Annotated in this window: 19 protein-coding genes and 1 pseudogene; 11 read left to right on the forward strand and 9 right to left on the reverse strand. The window is 66.5% G+C overall.

Annotated elements, in window-relative coordinates; genetic code table 11:
* The 3 genes from ACTJKT_RS25145 to ACTJKT_RS25155 all read left to right on the forward strand — a co-directional run.
* Nucleotides 1-822: efflux RND transporter periplasmic adaptor subunit (locus ACTJKT_RS25145; RefSeq protein ID WP_440788963.1), on the forward strand; the 822-nt coding region annotated here is incomplete at its 5' end.
* A 12-nt stretch (nt 823-834) separates the two neighbouring features.
* Nucleotides 835-3,978 (forward strand): efflux RND transporter permease subunit, encoded by a 3,144-nt coding sequence (locus ACTJKT_RS25150; RefSeq protein ID WP_440788964.1) that lies wholly within the window; start codon nt 835-837, stop codon nt 3,976-3,978.
* A 121-nt stretch (nt 3,979-4,099) separates the two neighbouring features.
* Entirely contained in the window at nt 4,100-4,315 is a 216-nt protein-coding gene (locus tag ACTJKT_RS25155; protein ID WP_440788965.1) for a DUF3079 domain-containing protein, read from the forward strand.
* A 20-nt stretch (nt 4,316-4,335) separates the two neighbouring features.
* Here ACTJKT_RS25155 and ACTJKT_RS25160 read toward each other — a convergent pair whose 3' ends face one another.
* Complete coding sequence (locus ACTJKT_RS25160; RefSeq protein ID WP_440788966.1) at nt 4,336-5,298, reverse strand: LysR substrate-binding domain-containing protein; 963 nt, start codon at nt 5,296-5,298, stop codon at nt 4,336-4,338.
* Between the two features lie 116 nt (nt 5,299-5,414).
* Here ACTJKT_RS25160 and ACTJKT_RS25165 point away from each other — a divergent pair, with 116 nt between their 5' ends.
* The 6 genes from ACTJKT_RS25165 (at nt 5,415) to ACTJKT_RS25190 (ending at nt 11,995) form a co-directional block, all read left to right on the forward strand.
* On the forward strand, nt 5,415-6,746 hold the full coding sequence (locus ACTJKT_RS25165) for an OprD family porin (RefSeq protein WP_440788967.1): 1,332 nt from the start codon (nt 5,415-5,417) through the stop codon (nt 6,744-6,746).
* A gap of 99 nt (nt 6,747-6,845) precedes the next feature.
* Complete coding sequence (gene gtdA, locus ACTJKT_RS25170) at nt 6,846-7,895, forward strand: gentisate 1,2-dioxygenase (protein WP_440788968.1); 1,050 nt, start codon at nt 6,846-6,848, stop codon at nt 7,893-7,895.
* Nucleotides 7,896-7,923: 28 nt separating this feature from the next.
* Nucleotides 7,924-8,622, forward strand: coding sequence for a fumarylacetoacetate hydrolase family protein (locus ACTJKT_RS25175; protein WP_440788969.1), 699 nt, complete (start codon nt 7,924-7,926; stop codon nt 8,620-8,622).
* Between the two features lie 59 nt (nt 8,623-8,681).
* Nucleotides 8,682-10,064: an MFS transporter gene (locus tag ACTJKT_RS25180; protein ID WP_097303894.1), complete on the forward strand. Its 1,383-nt coding sequence runs from the start codon at nt 8,682-8,684 to the stop codon at nt 10,062-10,064.
* Between the two features lie 30 nt (nt 10,065-10,094).
* Nucleotides 10,095-10,736: a maleylacetoacetate isomerase gene (gene maiA, locus ACTJKT_RS25185; protein ID WP_440788970.1), complete on the forward strand. Its 642-nt coding sequence runs from the start codon at nt 10,095-10,097 to the stop codon at nt 10,734-10,736.
* Between the two features lie 41 nt (nt 10,737-10,777).
* Nucleotides 10,778-11,995, forward strand: coding sequence for a 3-hydroxybenzoate 6-monooxygenase (locus ACTJKT_RS25190; protein ID WP_440788971.1), 1,218 nt, complete (start codon nt 10,778-10,780; stop codon nt 11,993-11,995).
* A gap of 51 nt (nt 11,996-12,046) precedes the next feature.
* Here the strand turns inward: ACTJKT_RS25190 and ACTJKT_RS25195 are convergent.
* A pseudogene (locus tag ACTJKT_RS25195) lies at nt 12,047-12,190 on the reverse strand (enoyl-CoA hydratase); the annotation flags it as partial.
* Nucleotides 12,191-12,535: 345 nt separating this feature from the next.
* On the opposite strand from ACTJKT_RS25195, the gene ACTJKT_RS25200 reads away from it, so the two are divergent.
* On the forward strand, nt 12,536-14,062 hold the full coding sequence (locus ACTJKT_RS25200) for a protein kinase domain-containing protein (protein WP_440788972.1): 1,527 nt from the start codon (nt 12,536-12,538) through the stop codon (nt 14,060-14,062).
* Between the two features lie 224 nt (nt 14,063-14,286).
* Here ACTJKT_RS25200 and ACTJKT_RS25205 read toward each other — a convergent pair whose 3' ends face one another.
* From ACTJKT_RS25205 to ACTJKT_RS25230, 6 genes are all read right to left on the reverse strand, one after another.
* A complete protein-coding gene (locus ACTJKT_RS25205) occupies nt 14,287-15,120 on the reverse strand; it encodes an enoyl-CoA hydratase/isomerase family protein (RefSeq protein WP_440788973.1) in 834 nt (277 codons plus the stop codon).
* 124 nt (nt 15,121-15,244) lie between these two features.
* Nucleotides 15,245-16,528 (reverse strand): cation:proton antiporter, encoded by a 1,284-nt coding sequence (locus ACTJKT_RS25210; RefSeq protein WP_440788974.1) that lies wholly within the window; start codon nt 16,526-16,528, stop codon nt 15,245-15,247.
* 12 nt (nt 16,529-16,540) lie between these two features.
* The gene (locus ACTJKT_RS25215; protein WP_440788975.1) at nt 16,541-16,984 is read right to left on the reverse strand and encodes an acyl-CoA thioesterase; all 444 of its coding nucleotides are present in this window, start codon (nt 16,982-16,984) and stop codon (nt 16,541-16,543) included.
* A complete protein-coding gene (locus ACTJKT_RS25220; RefSeq protein ID WP_440788976.1) occupies nt 16,974-17,762 on the reverse strand; it encodes a glutathione S-transferase family protein in 789 nt (262 codons plus the stop codon). Before ACTJKT_RS25220 ends, ACTJKT_RS25215 begins: the two co-directional genes overlap by 11 nt.
* Nucleotides 17,759-18,703: a DMT family transporter gene (locus ACTJKT_RS25225; protein ID WP_440788977.1), complete on the reverse strand. Its 945-nt coding sequence runs from the start codon at nt 18,701-18,703 to the stop codon at nt 17,759-17,761. The genes ACTJKT_RS25220 and ACTJKT_RS25225 overlap by 4 nt, the downstream gene beginning before the upstream one ends.
* 29 nt (nt 18,704-18,732) lie before the next feature.
* Nucleotides 18,733-19,761, reverse strand: coding sequence for a hypothetical protein (locus tag ACTJKT_RS25230; RefSeq protein WP_440788978.1), 1,029 nt, complete (start codon nt 19,759-19,761; stop codon nt 18,733-18,735).
* A 276-nt stretch (nt 19,762-20,037) separates the two neighbouring features.
* Here ACTJKT_RS25230 and ACTJKT_RS25235 point away from each other — a divergent pair, with 276 nt between their 5' ends.
* On the forward strand, nt 20,038-20,598 hold the full coding sequence (locus ACTJKT_RS25235; RefSeq protein ID WP_440788979.1) for a TetR/AcrR family transcriptional regulator: 561 nt from the start codon (nt 20,038-20,040) through the stop codon (nt 20,596-20,598).
* A gap of 13 nt (nt 20,599-20,611) precedes the next feature.
* Here ACTJKT_RS25235 and ACTJKT_RS25240 read toward each other — a convergent pair whose 3' ends face one another.
* The gene (locus ACTJKT_RS25240; RefSeq protein WP_440788980.1) at nt 20,612-21,535 is read right to left on the reverse strand and encodes a LysR family transcriptional regulator; all 924 of its coding nucleotides are present in this window, start codon (nt 21,533-21,535) and stop codon (nt 20,612-20,614) included.
* Nucleotides 21,536-21,628 lie beyond the last annotated feature (93 nt).

Here is a 21,628-nt window from a genome sequence, read left to right on the forward strand (position 1 = left end):
GCCACCGAGCAGGACCGCCGCGGCCAGGCGCTGGTCAGGCAGTCGGCGCTGTCGCGGGAGGAGGGCGATATTCGCAGCGCCACCCTGGCCCAGGGCGTGGCGGATGTGAACGCGGCCGTCGCCGAGGTGGCCACGGCCCAGCTCAACCTCGACTTCACCCAGGTCCGCGCGCCGTTTTCCGGGCGCGTCGGGCGGGCCATGCTGACCCTCGGCAACCTGGCCCAGGCCGACCAGAGCATATTGACCAGCATCGTTTCCCAGGACCCGATGTACGTCTATTTCGACGCCGACGAGCAGAGCCTGCTGCGCTACACCGAGCTGATGGGCAAGGGCCAGCGCCCGGGGGTGAGCAATACCGTGAGGGTCGGCCTGGCCAACGATGTCGGGACCTTCCCCCTGACCGGCACCGTGGACTTCCTGGATAACCAGGTCGACCCGGCCACCGGCACCATCCGCGTGCGCGCGGTGCTGCCCAACCCCGAGCGCCGGCTGACCGCGGGCCTGTTCGCCCGGGTGCGTCTTGAAGGCGGCAGCGAGACCCGCGCGGTGCTGATCGACGACCGCGCGGTGCAAACCGACCAGGACCGCAAATACGTGTACGTCATCGGCCCGCAAAACCAGGCCCTGCGCAAGGATGTGACCCTCGGTCGCCAGCTGGATGGCCTGCGGGTGATCAGCACGGGGCTGGCGGCCGGCGATCGGGTGGTGCTGAACGGGGCGCAGAAGATCTTCTACCCGGGCATGGCGGTGGAGCCCAAGGAAATCTCCGCGCCGACGCAGCAGGCCTCGACCGCCGCGCCCCAGACGCCATTGGCGAAATAAGGGAGAGCGGCCATGGATTTTTCCAAGTTCTTCATCGACCGACCAATCTTCGCCATCGTGCTGTCGATCATCATTTTCGCCCTCGGCCTGATCGCCATCCCGGTGCTGCCGTCGGGGGAATACCCCGAGGTGGTGCCGACCAGTGTGGTGGTGCGCGCCACCTACCCGGGGGCGAACCCCAAGGAGATCGCCGAGTCGGTCGCCGTGCCCCTGGAAGAGGCGATCAACGGCGTCGAAGGGATCATGTACATGAAGTCGGTCGCCGGCTCCAACGGCAGCCTGGCGGTGAGCATCACCTTCGTCCCCGGCGTCGATCCGGACACCGCCGCGGTGCGCGTGCAGAACCGCGTGAGCCAGGCGCTGTCGCGGCTGCCGGAGGAGGTGCGGCAGTATGGCGTGACCACCCAGAAGCAATCGCCGACGCCGCTGATGTACGTCAGCCTGCTGTCCCCGGACAACAGCTACGACTCGCTGTACCTGCGCAACTACCTGACCCTGCACGTCAAGGACGAGCTGTCGCGGCTGTCCGGGATCGGCGATGTCGGGGTCTACGGTTCGGGCGACTATGCGATGCGCATCTGGATGGACCCCAACAGCCTGTCCGCCCGCGGGCTCACCGCGGCCGACGTGGTCAACGCCATCCGCGAGCAGAACGTGCAGGTCTCGGCCGGCCAGCTGGGGGCCGAGCCTTCGCCGCAAGGCGCTGATTTCCTGGTGTCGATCAGCGTGCGCGGGCGCTTGCGCAGCGAGCAGGAGTTTGCCGATATCGTCCTCAAGAGCGGGGCGGACGGGCAACTGGTGAAGCTGTCGGACGTGGCGCGGGTGGAACTCGGCGCGAGCGACTACACCCTGCGCGCACGCCTGGATGACCGCAACCAGGCGACGGTGGGGATTTTCCTCTCGCCGGGGGCCAACGCCTTGCAGGTCGCCGAGGCGGTCTACGGCAAGCTCGACGAGTTGTCCGAGCATTTCCCCGAAGGCGTGGCCTACAAGGCGGTGTGGGACCCGACGGTGTTCGTCCGCGAATCCATCAGCGCGGTGCAGCACACCCTGATGGAGGCGGTGGTGCTGGTGGTGCTGGTGGTGATCCTGTTCCTGCAGACCTGGCGCGCCTCGATCATCCCGCTGATCGCGGTGCCGGTGTCGGTGATCGGCACCTTCGCCTGGCTGTACCTGCTGGGGTACTCGATCAACACCCTGACCCTGTTCGGCCTGGTGCTGGCCATCGGCATCGTGGTCGACGACGCGATTGTGGTGGTGGAAAACGTCGAGCGTTTCATCGAGCAGGGCTACGACCCGCGGGAGGCCGCGCACCGGGCGATGAAGGAGGTGTCCGGGCCGATCATCGCCATCGCCCTGGTGCTCTGCGCGGTGTTCATTCCCATGGCCTTTCTCTCCGGCGTCACCGGCCAGTTCTACAAGCAGTTCGCGGTGACCATCGCGATTTCCACGGTGATCTCGGCGATCAACTCCCTGACCCTGTCGCCGGCCCTGGCGGCCAAGCTGTTCAGGCCCCACGGCGCGCCGCAGGACTGGCTGGAGCGGGGCATCCAGAAGGTGTTCGGGGGCTTTTTCCGCGCCTTCAACCGGATGTTCAAGCGCCGCTCCGACGGTTATCACGGCCTGGTGTCCTACTCCCTGGGGCGGCGCGGCTCGGTGTTCTTCCTCTACGCCCTGCTGCTGATCGGCACGGCCTGGCTGTTCAACCTGGTGCCGGGCGGTTTTATCCCGACCCAGGACAAACTCTACCTGTTCGCCGGCGCCAAGCTGCCGGAAGGCGCGTCACTGGCCCGCACCGATGCGGTGACCAGCGAGCTGATCGAGACGGCACTCTCGGTGGAGGGCGTGGATACCGTGCCGGCCTTCAGCGGCCTGAATGCCTTGCAGTCGGTCAACACGCCGAATGTCATGGCCGCCTACGTGATCCTCAAGCCGTTCGACCAGCGTCAGCGCAGCGCGGCGCAGATCAATGCCGAACTCAACGCCAAGCTGTCCCAGGTCCACGAAGGTTTTGCCTATGCGCTGTTGCCGCCGCCGATCCAGGGGCTGGGCAACGGTTCAGGGTATTCGCTGTACCTCGAAGACCGCGCGGGCCTCGGTTACGGCGCCTTGCAGAATGCCTTGAGCGCCTTCCAGGCCGCGGTGGCGCAGACCCCGGGCATGACTTACCCGGTCAGCTCCTACCAGGCCAATATCCCGCAGTTGGAGGTGCAGGTGGACCGGGTCAAGGTCAAGGCCCAAGGGGTGTCGTTGAGCGATGTGTTCAATACCTTGCAGACCTACCTGGGCTCGGTCTACGTCAATGACTTCAACCTGTTCGGCCGGGTCTACCGGGTCATGGCCCAGGCCGACAGCTCCTACCGGCAGACCGCCGAGGACATCACCAACCTGCGGGTGCGCAACGACCGGGGCGAGATGGTGCCCCTCGGCGCGATGATCACGGTGACGCCCAGCTACGGTCCCGACCCGGTGGTGCGCTACAACGGCTACCCGGCCGCCGACCTGATCGGCGACTCCGATCCCAAGCAGCTGTCGTCGGGCCAGGTGATCGCCAAGCTGGAAGAGATCGCCGCCCAGGTGCTGCCCCGCGGCATCACCCTGGAATGGACCGACCTGAGCTACCAGCAGGTCACCCAGAGCCATGCCGCGGCTGTGGTGTTCCCGCTGGCGGTGATGCTGGTGTTCCTGGTCCTCGCGGCCCTGTACGAGAGCTGGACGCTGCCCCTGGCGGTGATCCTGATCGTGCCGGTGTGCATGCTCGCGGCCTTGTCGGGGGTGTGGCTCAGCGGCGGCGACAACAACGTCTTCGTCCAGGTGGGGCTGGTGGTGCTGATGGGGCTGGCCTGCAAGAACGCGATCCTGATCGTCGAGTTCGCCCGGGAACTGGAGCTCCAGGGCAAGGGCATCATCGAGGCGGCGCTGGAGGCTTGCCGCTTGCGCCTGCGGCCGATCGTCATGACCTCGGTGGCGTTTATCGCCGGTTCCGTGCCCCTGCTGATCGGCAGCGGCGCCGGCAGCGAGATTCGCCGCGCCACCGGGGTCGCGGTGTTCTCCGGCATGCTCGGGGTGACCCTGTTCGGCCTGTTCCTGACCCCGGTGTTCTACGTCGCCTTGCGCAAGCTGGCGGTGCGCTTCGAGCCAGTGACCGCGCAGTAGCGGCTGGCCCGGGGTGCCGAGACAGGCGCCCCGGGCCTGTCATTCTTGACCCTGATCAAGGGCGTTTCCCCGCGGGCGTCGTAGCCTGGGAGCCACTCCCACCCGCGATCCGGGGAACGCCATGGCCAAGAATTTTCCCATCAGCCCCAAGCACCCCGAACGCATCTGCTGGGGCTGCGATCGTTACTGCGCGGCCAATGCCCTGGCCTGCGGCAATGGTTCGGACCGCACCATGCACCCCGCCGAGATGCTCGGCGAGGACTGGTACCTGCATGGCGACTGGGGCATCGATCCGCCCGTCGCGTCGGACAAGGCGGTGGATGAGGGGCGTTCCTGAGTCGGTGCTGCTGCCGGCTGCTACTGGAGTTCCAGGGTTCCCGGCGGCACCGCATAGTCCGATGACTGGCGCTCGGCGGCGAAGCGCAGGCTGGCCAGCAGCCCCGGCAGGCTCGGGTCCGGATGTGGTTCGTCGCGCCAGCACATGCCCAGGGAACCCACGGCGTTGAGTTCGAAATCCAGCGGCACCACCAGCTTGCGCCGGGTGAAGTGCTCGGCCACCCGGTCGGAAGCGATAGAGAGCATGTCGCTGTATTGCAGCAGCCACAGGTTGCCGATCAGCGACGAGGATTCGATGCGGTAGGGCAGCGGGCCCTGGCCGACGCTGGTCAGGGCCATGTCCAGCTTGCTGCGGATCGGCGTGCCCTGGGGCCAGACGATCCAGTCGTAGCCGTACAGGTCCGGCCAGCTCAGGCTCGCGCGTTCGGTCAGCGGATGGCCGGGGCGGCAGATCACCCGCATGGCTTCGTCATACAGCAGCTCGCTGTGCAGGTTGCTGCGCGGCGCGTAGTTGTCCAGGCGGCCCACCACCAGGTCCAGTTGCCCCAGCTCCAGGCGGTCGAGCAGGTGGTTCATGGTGCCTTCATGCAGTTCGACCTGGGCCCGGGGATGGCCTTCGAGAAACTTCATGATCGCCGCCGGCACCAGGTTCGGCGCCGAGGCCGGCGAGGTGCCGATGGCCACCCGGTAGGAACTGCCGTCCTGCAGCGCGGCGAGGTTCTGCTGGGCGCGGTCCATTTCGCTCAGCACCCGCCGCGCGTGCCCCAGCAGCATCAGGCCCTGGACCGTGGGTTTGAGCCCGCGGGCATGGCGCTCGAACAGCGGCGCGCCGACATCGTCTTCCAGCTCCTTGAGCCATTTCGAGAGTGCCGGTTGGGTACTGAAGGTGGCGCGCGCGGCTTCGCTGACGCTGCCGGTTTCTTCCAGGCTGACCAGCAATTGCAGGTGCTGCATGCGCAGGCGGCGGGTCCAGTCGGCGGCCATGGGTATACCTCTACACGTATGGGTTGATCAGAAAATAGCATTATTCGGATATGCATGAGCCCTGAATAATCGCCCCCGCACCACCTGAACAATTCCAACAAACAGGGTGTACCGCCATGCCTTTGCCTTACCCAACTACCGTCCTGGGCTTGTCGCTGCTGGGCGTCAGCGCGCTCGTGCCGGCCCAGAGCCAGAACCAGAATCAGGCCGAATCGACCGACCTGATCGAAGACGCCAGCCTCAAGCTGACCAGCCGCAATTTCTATTTCAATCGCGATTTCCGCAGCGACCTGGGGCCCACCAGCCTGCGCGAGGAATGGGCCCAGGGCTTTATCCTCGACCTGCGCTCCGGCTACACCCAGGGTGTGCTGGGCGTGGGGGTGGATGCCTTCGGCATGCTCGGCCTGCGGCTCGACGGCAGCCGGCGGCGCTCGCCGGTGATGCTGATGCCCACCGACAGCCAGGGCAACCCGGAGCAGCAGTGGGCCGAGGTGGGCGGCGCGTTGAAGCTGCGCTGGTCCGCCACCGAGCTCAAGTACGGCGACCTGATGCCCAACAACCCGGTGTTCGCCATGGCCACGGCGCGGCTGTTGCCGTCCTCCGCCCAGGGCCTGCAACTGCTCAGCGGCGAGCTGCCCGGATTGAACCTGGACGCTGGGCATTTCACCTCCGGCAACGGCGTCAATTCGACCAACCGCGACGGGCCGCTCAGCGCTTTTTATGCGCGGCTGGATGTGCGCCAGGTGGATTACCTCGGCGGTTTCTACCAGGCCACGCCGCGGCTCAAGCTCGGCGCGTTCAGCGCGGATTACCAGGACGTCTGGAAGCAGTACTTCGTCAGCGCCGAATACCGCTGGCCGATCGATGCCGCGCATTCGCTGAGCCTGGCCCTGGCCGGTTACCACACCCGGGACAGCGGCAAGGCGCTGGCCGGGCCGATCGACAACAACGCCTGGTCGGCCAGCCTCGCGTATGCCTTCGGCCCGCACAAGCTGACCCTGGCCCGGCAGGTGATCAACGGCGACGAGCCATTCGACTACCTGGGCTTCGGCGCCATGCCCGGCGATGCCATCGGCTTTCTCGCCAACAAGTCGCAGAACGCCGATTTCAACCTGCCCCACGAACGCTCCTGGCAACTGCGCTACGACCTGAACCTGGCGGCGTTCGGCATACCCGGGCTGAGCCTGATGGGGCGTTACCTGAGCAGTTCCGGTATCGACGGTTCGGGCTACGGGGGCGGCGCCTACGACCGTTTCAAGGCCATCGACGACGGCGGGCGCTGGGAGCGCGACCTGGAGGCGCGCTACGTGGTGCAGAGCGGGCCGGCCCGCGACCTGTCGCTGCGGGTGCGCCAGGCGACCCTGCGTTCCGACGCCGCCGTGCAGCGCGCCGACCTGCCGGACCTGGACGAATGGCGGGTCATCGTCGAGTACCCGCTGTCTTTCTGATGGTATGTGTTTTTAGGTATGGAACGATCCATAAATACCATTATTCGTGCATAGGTATCGGTTCGATAATCGCTGCCACACAACTCGCAAAGGTGTCCCATGAATAACAAGAGCGACGGGTTGCGCCAGGATTTCTATCAGCGCATTGATCGACACAATCTGTTCCCGCTGTGGGAGCAACTGCACAACTTGGTGCCCCAACAGCCGGCCGGCGCCTGTGTCGCCGCCCTCTGGCGCTACAAGGAACTGCGTCCCTATCTGAGTGAGGCCGGAAGGCTGATTTCCGCGCAGGAAGCGGTGCGCCGCGTGCTGGTGCTGGAGAACCCGGCGCTGCGTGGCCAGGCCTCTATCACCTCGAGCCTGTACGCCGGCCTGCAGTTGATCCTGCCGGGCGAGATCGCCCCCAGCCATCGCCACAGCCAGTCGGCCCTGCGTTTCGTGGTCGAGGGCCGCGGCGCGTTCACCGCGGTGGAAGGCGAGCGCGCCACCATGGAACCGGGGGATTTCATCATCACTCCGTCCTGGGCCTGGCACGACCACGGCAACCCCAGCGAGGCCGAAGGCGGCGAGCCGGTGATCTGGCTCGACGGCCTGGACATTCCGCTGGTGCGTTTCTTCGACGCCGGTTTCGCGGAAAACCACGAGGTCGCGGAGCAGCCGATCCTGCGTCCGGAAGGCAACAGCCTGGCGCGCTTCGGCATGAACATGCTGCCGGTGCGGCATCAGGTCAGCTCGCACACCTCACCGATCTTCAGCTACCCCTACAGCCGCACCCGCGAAGCCCTGGACATCCTGCTGCGCCAGGAGCAGATCGACCCCTGGGACGGGGTCAAGCTGCGCTACGTCAACCCGGCCACCGGCGGCTGGCCGATGCCGACCATCGCCACCTTCATGCAGATCCTGCCGCGCGGTTTCCGTGGCCAGACCTACCGCAGCACCGATGCCAGCGTGTTCAGCGTGGTGGAGGGGCAGGGCAGTGTGTTCATCGGCGCCGAGCGCTTCGATTTCGAACCCCGCGACCTGTTTGTCGTGCCCAGCTGGGCGCCGGTGCGTTTCCAGTGCGAGCAGGAGTGCGTGCTGTTCAGCTTCTCCGACCGTCCGGTGCAGCAAGCGCTGGGCATCCTGCGTGAATCCCGCGAGACCCCTTGAACCTTCCGCCCAGACTTTGGAGCCGACCATGACTCATGTCGTTACCCCGCCTGCCATCACCGCGTTGCCGATCAATGGCAGCCACGACACCTTTCCCGTGCGCCGCGTCTACTGCGTCGGCCGCAACTATGCCGCCCATGCCCGGGAGATGGGTTTCGATCCGGACCGCGAGCCGCCGTTCTTTTTCTGCAAGCCGGCCGATGCCGTGGTGCCGGTACACAACGGCCAGACCCTGGAGCTTGCGTACCCCGCCGAGACCAGCAACTACCACTACGAAATCGAGCTGGTGGTGGCCATCGGCAAGGGCGGGCGCGACATCGCCAAGGAGCAGGCCAACGAGCACGTCTGGGGCTACGCCGTGGGCCTGGACATGACCCGTCGCGACCTGCAAATGAAGGCCCGGGAAATGGGCCGGCCCTGGGAGCTGGGCAAGGCGTTCGACCAGTCGGCGCCGATCGGGCCCCTGACCCCGGCCGCGCAGCTGGCTGGCCTGGAACACGCGGCGATCTGGTTGCAGGTCGACGGCCAGGACAAGCAGCGCAGCGATATCGACAAGCTGATCTGGTCGGTGCCGGAAACCATTGCCTACCTGTCGCGTTTCTTCGAGCTGCAGCCGGGCGACCTGATCATGACCGGCACCCCCGAAGGCGTCGGCCCGGTGGTGGCCGGCGAGCTGATGCTGGGCGGCGTCGAGTCCCTGGGCGAGCTGCGCGTGCGGGTTATCTGAGCCTTTTCCTTCCTTGCTGATGCGGCCCGGGCGCAGGTCCGGGCCGCTGGAGTTCGATCATGTCTTCCACTGATAACAACAACAGTGTGGATGTACAGGATTTCATTGACCGGCAGCCGGTGGCGCCGTTCCAGTGGCTGATTCTGCTGTTGTGTTTCCTGGTCACCGCGCTGGACGGGCTGGACACCGCCGCGGTCGGTTTTATCGCCCCGGCCTTGCGTGAGGAGTGGGGGCTGAGCCCGGCCCAGCTCAACCCGGTACTGGGCGCCGCGCTGCTCGGGCTGATGCTCGGCGCCTTCGCCGCGGGGCCGCTGGCAGACCGCCTGGGGCGCAAGACCGTGCTCTTGTGGTCGGTGCTGTTCTTCGGTGGCTGGAGTGTTGCCGCGGCCTTCGCCGGCAACCTGGAAACCCTCACCGTGCTGCGCTTTCTCACCGGCCTGGGGCTGGGCGGGGCGATGCCCAACGCCATTACCCTGACCTCGGAATACTGCCCGCAACGCCGCCGTTCGCTGATGGTCACCAGCATGTTCTGCGGCTTCACCCTGGGCTCGGCCCTAGGCGGCGTGGTCGCGGCGCACCTGGTGCCGCTGCACGGCTGGCGCAGCGTGTTGCTGCTGGGCGGGGTGCTGCCGCTGGTGCTGGTGCCGGTGCTGATCTGGCTGTTGCCTGAATCCGTGCGCTTTCTGGTGTTGCGCAAGGCCGAGCAACGCGAGCGGGTCGGCGCCATCCTGCGGCGCATCGGGCCCTTGCCCGAGGGCTGGAACGGCCGCTTCGACCTGGGCGACGCGGGCGTGGTCGGGGCCAAGCCGGTGTCGCCGGTGCGCCTGATCCTGCGCGGGCACCTGAGCCGCGGCACCCTGTTGTTGTGGTCGGCGTTTTTCATGAGCCTGCTGATCATCTACATGATGACCAACTGGCTGCCGCTGCTGATCAAGGACACCGGCCTGAGCCTGAGCCAGGCGGCGCTGATCAGCGCGATGTTCCAGATTGGCGGCACCCTCGGCGCGGTGAGCCTGGGCGCCAGCATGGATCGCCTCGACCCCTGGCGCGTGCTGACCCTGGCCTATCTGTGCGGCGCGGGTTTCCTCTGGGCCATCGGCCAGTACTACCAGTCGTTCTACCCGCTGGTGCTCTGCGTGGCCGGCATGGGCTTCTGCATCAGCGGCACCCAGGTCGGCGCCAACGCCCTGGCCTCGGGGTTCTATCCCACCGCCAGCCGCGCCACCGGGGTGGCCTGGGCCCATGGAGTCGGGCGCATAGGTTCGATCACCGGCACCCTGGGCGGTGGGGTGATGCTCAGCCTGGGCCTGGGTTTCAACGACATCTTCAGCCTGCTGATGGCCCCGGCCCTGATCGCCGCCGGCGCGATGTTCCTCATGGGCCGCCGTTACCGCGCGGCACCGGCTGCGCCAGCCTTGGTCGAGGCCCCGGCGCAGCCCTGATTTCTTGTTCGATGTGCCAGGAGCGCAGCTATGCAGCTTTACAGTTTCTTCAACAGTTCCACTTCCTACCGGGTACGCATTGCCCTGGCGCTCAAGGGGCTGGCGTTCGATTGCCTGCCGGTCAACCTGCGCCGGGGCGAGCAGCGCGCGGCGCAGTACCTGGAGCTCAACCCCAGCGCCAGCGTGCCGCTGCTGGTGGATGACGATGGGGTCAGCCTCAGTCAGTCGCTGGCGATCATCGATTACCTGGATGCCCTGCATCCCGAGGTGCGCCTGATCCCCCAGGAGCCCCTGGCGCGGGCGCGGGTGCTGGAGGTGGCCAACCTGATCGGCTGCGACATCCACCCGATCAACAACCTGCGGGTGCTGGCCTATCTGCAAGAGCGTCTCGGGGTGAGCGCACAGCAGAAAAACGACTGGTACCGGCACTGGGCGGAGCAGGGCATCGAGGCCCTGGAAAACCTGTTGCAACGCCATGGCCACGGCTCGTTCTGCTTCGGCGAACAGCCGACCCTGGCCGACTGCTGCCTGGTGCCCCAGGTGGCCAACGCGCTGCGTATGGGCTGTGACCTGGAGCGCTTCGAACTGACCCTGGCGATCCATCGGCACTGCCTGGGCCAGCCGGCGTTCCAGCAGGCGGCGCCGGACCGGCAGCCGGACTACATCCCCTGATTTCCACCCCCTGACCGCATCGCATCACAGAGGTAGCGTTAATGAACCACGAAAAACAACAACAAAAAGTCATCATCGTCGGCGGCGGCATCGGTGGCCTGGCGGCGGCCCTGGCCCTGACCCGCCAGGGCATCCGCGTACAACTGCTGGAACAGGCCGAGCAGATCGGCGAGATCGGCGCCGGCATCCAGCTCGGGCCCAATGCCTACGCGGCCCTGGATGCCCTGGGCGCTGGCGAGGCGGCGCGACGCCGTTCGGTGTTCACCGATCACATCATCATGATGGACGCGGTGGATGCCGGCGAAGTGGTGCGCATCGATGTCGGCGCGGCGTTCCAGCAGCGTTTCGGCAACCCCTATGGGGTGATCCACCGCGCCGATATCCACCTGTCGATCCTCGAGGCGGTGGAGCAGGACCCGCTGATCAGCTTCCAGACCTCGACCCGGATTACCAGCATGGACCTGCAAGGGCCCGGAGTGACCCTGATCGACCAGCATGGCCAACGCTACCAGGCGGACGCGGTGCTGGGCTGCGACGGCGTCAAGTCGGTGGTGCGCGAGCAGCTGCTGGGCGACACGCCGCGGGTGACCGGGCATGTGGTCTACCGGGCGGTGGTCGACGAACAGGAGATGCCCGAGGAACTGCGGGTCAACGCCCCGGTGCTGTGGGCCGGGCCCCGTTGCCACCTGGTGCACTACCCGTTGCGCGGCGGCCAGCAGTACAACCTGGTGGTGACCTTCCATAGCCGCGAGCAGGAAGAATGGGGCGTGCGCGACGGCAGCAAGGCCGAGGTGCTGTCGTACTTCCAGGGCATCCACCCGAGCCCGGCCCGGCTGCTGGAGACCCCCAGCTCCTGGCGCCGCTGGGCCACCGCCGACCGCGAGCCGGTGGCGCGCTGGGGCCAGGGCAACGCGACCCTGCTCGGCGACGCCGCCCACCCCATGAGCCAGTACCTGGCCCAGGGCGCGTGCATGGCGCTGGAAGACGCGGTGACCCTGGGCGAAGCGGTCAAGGCCTGCGGCCACGACCTGCAGGCGGCGTTCCGCCTCTACGAATCGGTGCGCATCCCCCGCACCGCCCGCGTAGTCTGGTCCACCCGCGAAATGGGCCGCCTCTACCATGCCCAGGGCGTCGAGCGCAGTGTGCGCAACAGCCTGTGGGAGGGGCGCAGCCAGGCGCAGTTCTATGATGCGGTGCAGTGGTTGTATGGGTGGAATGTCGATAATTGCCTGGGGGGAGGGGGTAAACGGAGGGCGTAGATCGCCGTTGTTTAAGCCGCTGCCTGAGCCCCGCAGGTAACGCCGCAACCCTCAATCCCTGGTCAACCCCGGTGTCTGGGCCGGTGCATCGCTGCACAGGTCCGGGTGGTCGCGTTCGCGGAAGCGGCGCAGTCCTTCCAGGGTTTCCGGCTGGTGGATGGAGCGGTTGAAGCACTCGGCTTCGATGCGCAGGCCGATCTGGAACATCGGCAGGACCAGGCCGATATTGCCCAGGGTCTCGATGCCCAGGCGGATGGCCGTCGGAAAGACCGCCGTATGCTACTGCGCGCCGAGGACCAGCAGCAGGCAGGGGCCCGGCAGGATGCCCACGCAGATTTCGCCGATCACCCGCGACTGCCCCTTGGGGAGGGTCGCGGTGCCTGTGTCGTTATCGCTGCCGTGCTTGCCGACGGACGGCGGCAGACGGCGAGCCGGGAACTATCGGAAAAGTTCTAAAATTAGAAACCCGATCCAACGGGTGACATTCGGCCCGACAGTATCGGCGATACCCCCAATCAGCGGCTGCGCACGGATGCTTTCATGGACGAACTATTACCCGAAATACCCGGCTATAGCCTGCATAGCCGACTTGGCCAAGGTGGGATGGCCGAAGTCTACCTGGCAACCCAGGAGTCGCTGCACCGCAAGGTGGCGGTGAAGGTACTGCTCAATGCCAATGACGAGGCGTTCAGCAAGCGCTTCATCCGCGAGGGACATATCGTCGCTTCGTTGCACCACCCCGCCATCATCACCATCCACGACATCAACAGACTGGCCGATGGCCGCTATTACCTGGCCATGGAGTTCGTCGGCGGCGGCGATCTGGCCCGGCACAAGGGCGAGGTGTTCGAGCCGAGGCGCGCTCTGGATATCGTCCGGCAGATTGCCACCGGCCTCGCCGTGGTGCATGAGCAGGGTCTGATCCACCGCGATATCAAGCCGGCGAACATCCTCTTCCGCAGCGACGGCACGCTGGTGATCACCGATTTCGGCATCGCCAAGGCGCTGGAGATGGACAGCGAGCTCACCGGGCTCGGCATCGCGGTCGGCAGCCCGGCCTACAGCAGCCCGGAACAGGCGCAGTGCCAGCCGCTGGATATCCGCACCGACATCTACAGTCTGGGCGTCATCCTCCTGGAGATGCTCATCGGCACCAATCCGTTCCGCGGCGCCAGCTATACCCAGACCGTGATGAACCAGGTGCAGATGCCGCCGCCGAGCCTGCCGGCGCACATCAACCCGTACAAGGCGGTGCTCGAGCGGATGCTGGCGAAGGATCCCAACCAGCGCTTCGCCGACTGCCAGGCGCTGCTGCAGGCACTCGATGAGCTGGACCAGCCAGAGCAACCGGACGGGCCCAGCGAGGTGGAGCTGGAATCTACCCGCTTCGCGCCGGCCCTGATCGATCCTGCGCCGCCCCAGGCCCAGGCCCAGGCCGAGCCCTCCCGCCGGCGCAGCCCGAACAGGCGCCTGGCGCTGTGGGCACTCGGCAGCCTGCTGCTGCTCGGCGCTGCCAGCGGCACCGGCCTGTACCTGCAGCCGCGGATCGAGATCGCCGAGCTGCTGACACGTGGCGAACAGCGCCTGGCGGCGGGCCAGCTGGTCGAGCCGGCGCAGGACAATGCCGAGTATTTCTTCAACCAGGCCTTGCAGCTCGACGAAGCCAGCACGGAGGCCCGGCAAGGACTGCAACGGGTAGTCGCGGCGCGGATCGCCGGCTACCGGCAACTGGCCGAGCAGCGCATCGCCGAAGAACACCTGCTGGAGCCCGAGGATGACAGTGCGGTGTTCTATTACCGGCAGATACTCGGCCTGGCGCCGGGGCACGCCCAGGCGCTGGCCGGGTTGGACCAGGTGGCGCTTCTCTACGCCGAGATGAGCAAAAGCGCGTATGCCAAGGGCGATCGCGACCTGGCGCGGGCCTATATCAAGCATGGCCTGGAAGCCCGTCCGGACAGCCCCGAACTACTCGCAATCCGGGGCCAGTATGAGAAGCGCACACGCAGTGGCCAAGCGCCGCGCCCGTCCGCTGCGCCGCCTTCTCCGCTGCCCTCGGCGCCTCAATAGACCGACAAGTAGGCGGAACAGCCGAATGGGTTCAAGCGCCTGTGGAAGAGGCTCTTTTGATGTGGCCAGGGCACGCGGAGCCGATACCGAGACATAAAAAAGGCTATGTCCCAAATTACCTGGGCTGGCGCCGCATGGAGCTGCCCTTGGTTGAACCTGTGAAGCCGTATTTGTTTGCGCTGTTTGCAGCCGGTGCGTGAGCCGCACCGGTGACGCTATGGCCCTCAATCCTTGATCAACCCCGGCGTCTGGGCCGGAACATCGCCGCGCAGGTCCGGGTGGTCGCGTTCGCGGAAGCGGCGCAGTCCTTCCAGGGTTTCCGGCTGATGGATGGAGCGGTTGAAACACTCGGCTTCGATGCGCAGTCCCTCGGCCAGGGGCTGGCCGTAGCCGCGGATGAGCGCTTCCTTGTCCGAGCGCATGGCGGGTTGGGGCAGGGTGCAGAGCAGGTGCGCCAGCTCCAGCGCCCGTTCCAGGGAACGGCCCTTGGCGACGACCTCGTTGACCAGGCCGATAGCCAACGCCTCGTTGGCGCAGATGACTTCGCCGGTGAGGATCAACTCCAGCGCCCGGCCCATGCCGACGATGCGTGGCAGGCGCTGGGTGCCGCCATCGCCCAGGCCGATGTTCCAGCGGCGGCAGGTCACGCCGAAGGTGGCGTGTTCCTCGGCGATGCGCATATCGGCGAAGCAGGCCCACTCCAGGCCGCCGGCGTAGGCCAGACCGTTCACCGCGGCGATCACCGGTTTGTAGATATCCGTCCAGCGGCTCGGGCCGATGATCCCGGGGCGCTCGCCGCGATTGTGCGCGGCGATCTCGTCCGGGGTGGTAGGCACCAGATCGAGCGCCGCCTTGAGGTCGCCGCCGGCACAGAAGGCCTGGTCGCCGGCGCCGGTGATGATCGCCACGAGCGCGTCCGGATCGTCGCGAAAGCGGCTCCAGGCCTCGATCAGTTCCAGGTGGGTGGTGGGGCCGATGCAATTGCGTTGCTGCGGCCGGTTGAAGCGGATGATCCTGATCGGTCCCTGGGTTTCGTAGTCGATTTCGCTAAAGGCCATGGCCGCCGCACCTCCTGTGGTTGGCGAGGAATATCCATTGCCAGGCCGGGCTTTCGGGCGCGGGCAAGGCACAAGCTGCGAGTGTAGCTTGTGGGTTTTCCCGGCCTCCCCGGTCGGTCGATGGTTAGCGATCGGACGTCTGCAGCTCGCCTTTCGCCAGGGCGGATGGGGCGGGCCCGGTCCTGGCCAGGCGCTTGAGCAAGGGGGTGGTCATCAGGGTGGTGGCGATGGCCACCATCAGCAACAGGAAGAACGCGCTCTGGGAGATCAGCCCCATGTCCAGGCCCACGGAGAGCACGATGATTTCGATCAGGCCACGGGTGTTCATCAACACCGCGACGCTGCGCGAGACCTCCGCGGACAGCCCGGCCAGGCGTCCGGCGAGGTAGCAGCCGAGGGTTTTACCCAGCACCGCGGCGGCGAAGAAGGCCAGCAGCCACAGCCAGCTGTCGAGGGGCGCCAGGGCGCCGAGGTCCATCTTCAGCCCGGTGGCGGCGAAGTAGAAGGGCACCAGGCCGATGTTGACGAAGCCTTCCATATGGCGGTGCCAGTGCTGGCGCTGCTCGCGCAGCAGCCAGCCAGCGATCAGCCCGCCCAGGGCGCTGTGCAGGCCGATCAGGGTGGTGATCCAGCCGCACAGCAGGGCGGTCGCCAGCATCAGCGCCATGCTCATATCGGCGGCGGGGGTTGCGCTGCGTGTCGCGAGCAACCGCGTCAGGGCGTGCAGCAGCGGGCGTAAGCCCCAGCGGGCGAGGACGAGGAACAGGGTGATGAAGGTCAACTGGCGCAACACCCCGAACAGCGAGCTGTCGCTGCTGGACAGGGCGACGATGAGGGTCAGCAGCACCCAGCCAATGATGTCGGTGATGGCGGCCGCCGCGATGCCCACAGTCCCGGCCAATGAGTGCTCCAACCCCAGGTCGCTGATGATGCGCACCAGCACCGGCAGGGCGGTGATCGACAGCGCGATGCCGCAGAACAGTATGTAGCCGAGCCGGGGCTGGGCGGGAGCCAGGGCGCTGTGGGAGAGCAGCCCGACCATGGCCCCGAGGGCGAAGGCCAGGATCACCCCGCCGGCGGCCACCGAGAGGGCGCTGAAGCCGATCTTGTGGTTGCCCAGGTGGTTGTTGTCGAAGCGCAGGCCGATCTGGAACATCAGCAGGACCAGGCCGATATTGCCCAGGGTCTCGATGCCCAGGCGGATGGCCGCCGGAAAGACCACCGCATGCCACTGCGCGCCGAGGGCCAGCAGCAGGCAGGGGCCGAGCAGGATGCCCACGCAGATTTCGCCGATCACCCGCGACTGCCCCCAGCGGGCCAGCAGCGCGCCGCACAGCTGGCTGGCGACGATGATCACCGCCAGCTGGAAAAACGGCAGGGCCGAGAACAGTTGCTGTAGCGTCGACATGGCGTCCTCCGCCTATTTCACCGCGAACGAGTCCGCGGCCGTGGTCAGGGCGCTCAACCGGCGCCGTGCCTCTTCGCCAAAGGGTTTCGAGTGCCGGCTCTGGGCATCGATCTGCACGATCACGGTGGTGGCCAGGGCGGCGCAGCGACCGTCCTGGAACAGCGCCTGTTCCAGGGTCATCGAGCTTTTGCCGAGGGTGGCGACCCGAGTGCCGATCTGCACCGTGCCGGGCCAGCGCAGTTCGGCGCGCAGGTCGAGTTCCAGGCGCGCGATGACAAATTCGCTGCCGGGTTCGGCGAGCGGCGCGTGCGGGTCGTAGATGATCTCCACCCGCCCGGTTTCCAGGAAGGTGGCGAACACCGCGTTGTTCACATGGCCCTGGCGGTCGGTATCGGCATAGCGGATCTTGTCCGAGGAACGGACGGCGAAGTCGTGCAGGGCGGGATCATTGGACATGGCGTGCTCCAGTCTCGAGGGGGGAAGCCAGGGTTGCCGCGCGCGCCAGCCCGCCAAAGGCGTCCAGCAGGCGTTCGCGCCAGGCATGCAGGACGTCGTTGGGTGCCAGCAGTTCTTCGCCACTGGTGCAGCGCGCCCACATGAACATGCCGAACACACAATAGTCGGCGTAGGCCGGGGCCTCGCCGGCCAGGAAGGGCTGGCCCTTGAGGGTCTGGCGAAGCGGGGCCAGGACCTGGCGCAACTGCTCCAGGTGCCTGGCTTGCGGGGCCACCAGCTGTTCCAGCGAGGTGCCGAAGTGCGCTTCGCGGGAGCTGCGGAAATATTCCCGGTCCTCGGCGGCCAGTTGTTCGTACACATCCAGCAGGATGACACGGGCCACGGCGGGCAGCAGCATGCTGTCGGCCCAGCGGTTGACGAAGCCTGCCAGCGCGATGGCGTCGCGGCTGCCGAACAGGGACGGGCGCTCGGGGTAACGCTGCTCCAGGTGCAGGGCGATGCGCCAGGAGTCGCTGATGCTCTCGTCGCCATCCACCAGCACCGGAACCGCGCCTTGCCGGGAAAAGGCGATGCGCGCCTTGTCGCTGAAGCGCCAGGCGATGTTCTGGCTTTCCAGCCCCTTGTGGGCCAGGGCCATGCGGGTTTTCCAGCAGTGCGGGCTGAAGCGCAGCTCCGGGTCGGCGCCGGCCAGTTCGTAGAGGGTCAGTGATGCGCTGCTCATGCTTGCTTTTCCTTCGCTATGGACTGTGGTTGCGCTCCGCTCATGCCGGTCGCTCATGGCGTGGAGCCTGGTGGCCCGGGTGTCGGCTGGCCGATGGTGCCCGGCAGCGGACGTGGGCGTTGCGGCAGCAGGCTCAGGAGCATGCCGGCGGTCACCACCAGCAAGCCGGCGATGGCGCTGCCGTTCGCGCGCTCGCCGAGCAGCAGGGCGGCCAGCACCATGGCCGTGCCCGGCACCAGCGCGGCGAAGGTGGAGCCCAGCGAAGCACCCAGCAGCTGGACCGAGCGGCTGTAGAAGAACAACGCCACCGTCGACACCAGCAGGCCCTGGTAGACCACCTGGATGCCGATATCCCAGAGCGGTGCCTGGAGGATCCGCAGCCCGCGGCTGGCCAGGTAGACCGGCAGGTACAGGACCATCGAGCACACCGAGACGATCGCCGTGGCGTGCAGCGCATCGCTGCCGGACCATTTCGACACCAGGGTGTAGATCGCCCACAGCAGGCCGCCGAGCAGGAACATCAGGTAGGCGTAGGGCGAGGCCTGGGTCCCGGCGAAACTGTGCCAGCCGGCCAGCAGCACGCCGCCGATGATCAGGACGGTGCCGGCGTTCGCCCGGGCGCCGAGGCGGCTGCCGAACAGCCGCGCGCTGATCAGGATCGACAACAGGATCATGCTGCCGGGGGTCACCACGGCGAACAGCTCCACCGGGGCCAGGGCCAGCCCCTGGGCCACCACCAGCATGTAGGGCGCGCCGATGCCGATGACCATCAGGCCGATGCTGGTCCAGCTCAGCCCCCGGCGGCCATGGCGGAGCAGGTACGGCAGCAGGATCAGCCCGGAGACGCTGTAGCGGATGCAGGTGATGTCGTAGGCATCCAGTGGCGTGTGGGTCAGCCCCAGCCGGGTGACCACCGGGAATGCGCCCCAGATCAACGCCGCGGCGAGGCCGCACAGAATGCCGGCCCAACGCTGTTCGGGACTGACGGAGAGCGTCATGAGCGGGTCCTCGCTGCGGCGCCTGGGGGCTAGCGGTGGCCGATCTTCACCGAGCCGGCGTTGCCGCGCTTGCGCAGGTAGGCGTACTCGATGTCGTTGAGCAGCATCTGCGCCCGGTTGATGTGGCGCGAGGCGTAGTTGACGCTGGTGAGGAAGTGCGCCAGCTCCTCGGTCTCGGCGAAGTTGCCATTGTCATGGGCGACTTTGGAGAGGTCCAGGTTGCGGCGGTCCTCCAGCTTGTCCAGGTAGTCGATGTCGATCACCCGGAACGCCGCGCCGATGCTCAGGCCGCGGGCATTGAGCACCTTGTGCCATTCGAAGGGCGGGTTGATCAGCACGTCGCCCGGTTCGACGTAGACGGTGTCGGCCTCGTAATCGCCGCCTGGCGCTTCGCGGCCGCTGCTGGTCTCGAACATCAGGTCGTAGTCGCGGAACTGGTCGCCCAGCTGGGGCGGGCGGGTGCTCCATTTCTTGGTGCCGGCGATCATCACGAAGATGTTGAGGGTGGGAAAAATGTGCCAGTCGCTGCCCACCGCGCCGCGGGCCGGCTCGCCGTATTCCTGGGTGCTGTAGCCGAGGAACATGTGGCCGGTGACTTTCCAGGCGTCGATGCTGAACCAGGGTTTGCTGAAGACCTGCTGCTTGACCAGGTTGAAGGCGTCCTTGCCCCACTCGTAGGGGTCGTTGTAGCTCGAGGAAATCGTGCCCAGGTGCGAGTAGACGTCGAGGTGGTGGGTGAAGATGTCGTCGAGGAATTCCTGCCCGGTGCCGACGCGGCCGGTGACGTAGTTGTAGTCCGAGGCGCCGTTCTCGTCGCGCATCGACACCGGCTGGTCGCCGGACTTGACCCGCCATTGCAGGTTTTTCCCCGAACCGACCTGATCGAAGAACTCGCGTTGCGCGAACTCCTCGCCGATGGGCGCGAGTTTGCGCAGCAGGGCGGGTTTGGTGAACCCCTCGGTGAAGCGCTCGACTTTGTCGCGGGTGAGCTCGCCCTTGTGCTCGGCGGGCTCGATGACATTGATGTAGCCATACTGGATACGACTGTTCGAAACCATTTCGAAGACTCCTTTTTCCTGACGTAAAAAGAGAAAACCGCTCGCGCCCACGACCGTTGTCAGCGGGCGTGACTGCGCAGTTGAAGCCGACTTCCTTGCGTGGCGCGCAGCGGAAGTCGTGGACCAGTACATCAAGCATGCTTACCGCACAGCACCTATCGGCTATGATTGACAGGTATGTCAAAGATCGCAGTGTTGGTATCTTTGACAAGGTTGTCAATAATTATGTGAGCAGTGATTTTTATGGCGGGTGTCAGGCAGTTTGACGAAGAAAAAGTGTTGTCGGCGGTCCTTGATGTGTTCTGGCGCAAGGGCTGGCAGTCCACCTCCATGGCCGACCTGGCCGAGGCGGCCGAGGTCCAGCGCGGCTCGCTGTACCACGCCTACGGCGGCAAGGAGGCATTGTTCCTGCTGGCGTTCGAAGCCTACGCCACGCGCTTCCTGGGCAACGCCGCCAAGGCCCTCGAGGCTGCGGACGCCGAGACCGCGCTACGACAGTTTTTCCAGGTGGCGATCAGCAACATGACCAGCGGCACGCCGCCCAAAGGCTGCCTGACCACCAAGACGGCCACCGAAGCCGACACCATCGGCCCGCGCATCCAGCAACGCTTGCGCGACCTGCTGGACGCCCTGCAACTGATCATCAGCACCGCGCTGTCGGCCGAGCGGATCCGGGGCGACCTGGTCCTGACGCCGGCAGACGCCGCGCAAGTGCTGGTCACCTTCACCCGCGGGCTGGCGGTGATGGAACGCATCTATCAGGAGCCGGAACGTTTGCGCAGCACCGCCGATTCCCTGGTGCGGATGCTGGTGCCGAGCGTCCGGGCGCGGGCCTAGGCCTTAGGGTGGTTTACCGGACGTCATGTCCGAGCGACTGCTTCCAGTCCCGCAGCACCTCGATCAGGGCACGCAGCTTGGGTGGGACGTGCCGGCGGTTGGCGTAGTACAGCCACATGGCCGGCAGCGGCTGGCAGGTGCCGGGCAGGACTTCCACCAGCTGGCCGCTGGCGAGGTCGGCGGCGATCCGTTCGCGAATGAACACATGGGCAATGCCCACGCCGGCGCGGGCGGCCTCGATCACCGCCTGGGTGTCGGTGCTGATAAAGCGCCCGGGCACATCCAGCTTCACCTCGTGCTGGCCGTCGTGCAGCTGCCATTTGTGCATCTGCCCGCTGCTGGGAAAACGAAAACGTACACAGGAATGCTGGCGCAGCTCGTCGATGCTGCGCGGTGCCGGATGGCGCGCCAGGTACTGCGGGCTGGCCACCAGGGCGCATTGCAGCGGCGGGGTGATCTGCACCGCGTGCATGCCCGGGTGCAGGGCGTCGGCCAGGCGGATACCGGCGTCGAGCTGTTCCTTGACGATGTCCACCAGCTGATCTTCGTAGCGTATTTCCAGGGTGATCCTGGGGTAGCGCTGGAAGAAATCCTCGAGCAGCGGGGCGACGATCAGGTGCTTGGCCATGTGCAAGGCACTGATGCGCAGATGCCCCGAAGGCTCGCCCTGGGTTTCCCCCAACTCGTCCCTGGCCTGCAACAGGCTGCGGTAGCCGGCTTCGCTGCCTTCGTGAAAACGCTGGCCGCTTTCCGTCAGGCTGACGCCGCGGGTGGTTCGGTGGAACAGCTTGGTCTGCAATTCGCTTTCCAGCTGGTTGATGGCCAGGCTCACGGCCGCCGGGGTCACGCCTAGCACGGCGGCGGCGCGGGTGAAGTTGCCGGTCTCGACCACCGCCATGAAGAGGTGCAGCCCGGCCAGTGGATCGCGTCGGCTCATTATTAGAAATACTTAATAGTCTTGTTGGAAGAATGCGGATTCTCTTAAAGCTACGAGCTTCATAGACTCTTTTCAACCGCAAAGGAGTCCCGC

The organism is Pseudomonas sp. 22526 (genome assembly GCF_052044735.1).
GTDB lineage: Bacteria > Pseudomonadota > Gammaproteobacteria > Pseudomonadales > Pseudomonadaceae > Aquipseudomonas > Aquipseudomonas piscium.

What these genes read in the sequence shown, in the direction of transcription:
- ACTJKT_RS25150 (WP_440788964.1), top strand. Translation starts at nt 835, where the DNA reads ATGGATTTTTCCAAGTTCTTCATCGACCGACCAATCTTCGCCATCGTG.
- ACTJKT_RS25155 (WP_440788965.1), top strand. Translation starts at nt 4,100, where the DNA reads ATGGCCAAGAATTTTCCCATCAGCCCCAAGCACCCCGAACGCATCTGC.
- ACTJKT_RS25160 (WP_440788966.1), bottom strand. Translation starts at nt 5,298, where the DNA reads ATGGCCGCCGACTGGACCCGCCGCCTGCGCATGCAGCACCTGCAATTG.
- ACTJKT_RS25165 (WP_440788967.1), top strand. Translation starts at nt 5,415, where the DNA reads ATGCCTTTGCCTTACCCAACTACCGTCCTGGGCTTGTCGCTGCTGGGC.
- gtdA (WP_440788968.1), top strand. Translation starts at nt 6,846, where the DNA reads ATGAATAACAAGAGCGACGGGTTGCGCCAGGATTTCTATCAGCGCATT.
- ACTJKT_RS25175 (WP_440788969.1), top strand. Translation starts at nt 7,924, where the DNA reads ATGACTCATGTCGTTACCCCGCCTGCCATCACCGCGTTGCCGATCAAT.
- ACTJKT_RS25180 (WP_097303894.1), top strand. Translation starts at nt 8,682, where the DNA reads ATGTCTTCCACTGATAACAACAACAGTGTGGATGTACAGGATTTCATT.
- maiA (WP_440788970.1), top strand. Translation starts at nt 10,095, where the DNA reads ATGCAGCTTTACAGTTTCTTCAACAGTTCCACTTCCTACCGGGTACGC.
- ACTJKT_RS25190 (WP_440788971.1), top strand. Translation starts at nt 10,778, where the DNA reads ATGAACCACGAAAAACAACAACAAAAAGTCATCATCGTCGGCGGCGGC.
- ACTJKT_RS25200 (WP_440788972.1), top strand. Translation starts at nt 12,536, where the DNA reads ATGGACGAACTATTACCCGAAATACCCGGCTATAGCCTGCATAGCCGA.
- ACTJKT_RS25205 (WP_440788973.1), bottom strand. Translation starts at nt 15,120, where the DNA reads ATGGCCTTTAGCGAAATCGACTACGAAACCCAGGGACCGATCAGGATC.
- ACTJKT_RS25210 (WP_440788974.1), bottom strand. Translation starts at nt 16,528, where the DNA reads ATGTCGACGCTACAGCAACTGTTCTCGGCCCTGCCGTTTTTCCAGCTG.
- ACTJKT_RS25215 (WP_440788975.1), bottom strand. Translation starts at nt 16,984, where the DNA reads ATGTCCAATGATCCCGCCCTGCACGACTTCGCCGTCCGTTCCTCGGAC.
- ACTJKT_RS25220 (WP_440788976.1), bottom strand. Translation starts at nt 17,762, where the DNA reads ATGAGCGACCGGCATGAGCGGAGCGCAACCACAGTCCATAGCGAAGGA.
- ACTJKT_RS25225 (WP_440788977.1), bottom strand. Translation starts at nt 18,703, where the DNA reads ATGACGCTCTCCGTCAGTCCCGAACAGCGTTGGGCCGGCATTCTGTGC.
- ACTJKT_RS25230 (WP_440788978.1), bottom strand. Translation starts at nt 19,761, where the DNA reads ATGGTTTCGAACAGTCGTATCCAGTATGGCTACATCAATGTCATCGAG.
- ACTJKT_RS25240 (WP_440788980.1), bottom strand. Translation starts at nt 21,535, where the DNA reads ATGAGCCGACGCGATCCACTGGCCGGGCTGCACCTCTTCATGGCGGTG.